Origin of the sequence: Pseudomonas sp. B6(2017), from assembly GCF_002112765.1 — a bacterium.
GTDB lineage: Bacteria > Pseudomonadota > Gammaproteobacteria > Pseudomonadales > Pseudomonadaceae > Aquipseudomonas > Aquipseudomonas piscis.
The window spans coordinates 1-1,063 of record NZ_NEIQ01000065.1; the positions used below are offsets into that span (position 1 = coordinate 1).

The window sequence follows — 1,063 nt, forward strand, 5'->3', positions numbered from 1 at the left end:
TTCCAGGGCTCGCTGGCGGCCATTCCCGCCGTCGACCTCGGCGCCGCGGTGATCCGCCAACTGCTGGCCCAGACCGGCATCGACCCGGCCCAGGTCGACGAAGTCATCATGGGCCAGGTGCTCACCGCCGGCGCCGGGCAGAACCCCGCACGCCAGGCCGCGATCAAGGCCGGCCTGCCCCATGCCGTGCCCGCCATGACCCTGAACAAGGTCTGCGGCTCCGGCCTCAAGGCCCTGCACCTGGCCGCCCAGGCCATCCGCTGCGGCGATGCCGAGGTGATCATCGCCGGCGGCCAGGAGAACATGAGCCTGGCCAACTACGTCCTGCCCGGCGCCCGCACCGGCCTGCGCATGGGCCACAGCCAGATGATCGACTCCATGATCAGCGATGGCCTGTGGGATGCCTTCAACGACTATCACATGGGCATCACCGCCGAGAACCTGGTGGAAAAATACGGCATCACTCGTGAAGCCCAGGACGCCTTCGCCGCCGACTCCCAGCGCAAGGCCGCCGCGGCCATCGAGGCCGGGCGCTTCGTCGACGAGATCACCCCGATCCAGATTCCCCAGCGCAAGGGCGAGCCCGTCACCTTCGCCACCGACGAACAACCCCGACCCGGCACCACCGCCGAGGCCCTGGCCAAGCTCAAGCCGGCGTTCAAGAAAGACGGCAGCGTCACCGCCGGCAACGCCTCGGCGCTGAACGACGGCGCCGCCGCCGTGATCCTGATGAGCGCCAGCAAGGCGCGGGCCCTGGGCCTGCCGGTACTGGCGAAGATCGCCGCCTACGCCAACGCCGGGGTCGATCCGGCGATCATGGGTATCGGCCCCGTCTCGGCCACCCGCCGCTGCCTGGAAAAGGCCGGCTGGAGCCTGGAGCAACTGGACCTGATCGAAGCCAACGAAGCCTTCGCCGCGCAGTCGCTGTCGGTGGCCAAGGAGCTTGCATGGGACCCAGCCAAGGTCAACGTCAACGGCGGCGCCATCGCCATCGGCCACCCCATCGGCGCGTCGGGCTGCCGGGTGCTGGTGACCCTGCTGCATGAAATGATCAAGCGCGATG

1 protein-coding gene is annotated in these 1,063 nt (G+C 69.1%); it reads left to right on the forward strand.

What is annotated here, in order from left to right; genetic code table 11:
- The coding region (locus CAG11_RS32980) for an acetyl-CoA C-acetyltransferase (protein WP_143494901.1) at positions 1–1,063 on the forward strand (1,063 nt) is incomplete at both ends.